Source organism: Bartonella sp. AA81SXKL, from assembly GCF_042196945.1.
Classification (GTDB): Bacteria; Pseudomonadota; Alphaproteobacteria; order Rhizobiales; family Rhizobiaceae; genus Bartonella.
The window spans coordinates 1-258 of the sequence record NZ_JBHIRH010000378.1 but is presented as its reverse complement, the minus strand read 5'-3'; the positions used below and the strand labels follow the sequence as shown (position 1 = coordinate 258).

The 258-nt window shown below is 50.4% G+C and carries 1 protein-coding gene; it reads right to left on the bottom strand.

The features are described 5' to 3' along the window. Nucleotides 1-258, bottom strand: a 258-nt coding sequence (locus tag ACFINZ_RS11790; RefSeq protein ID WP_375701622.1) for a DUF4815 domain-containing protein, incomplete at both ends; no start/stop codon positions are given.

Sequence of the window (258 nt, the reverse complement as noted above, 5' to 3'; positions counted from 1 at the left end):
ACTGAACACTTGCTTTTGTCCCTCTTGCCCCAAAGCTGTGACACGGCATCCCCCCACGATATAGTGTCCATGGGCGCGATCATACGTTGCAATGGCTTGCATAGCGGGTTCAAGTAATGAGGGGGATTTTTGATCAATCAAAACACCATCTTGCAAAATATAGACCGGAAAAAAAGTCCCTTTCTGGTCATCATCTTTGAGAGCCCAGACAAGTTTTGCGACCTCGCGTGCCGCCCCGGGCTCTCCTTCTGCCAAGGA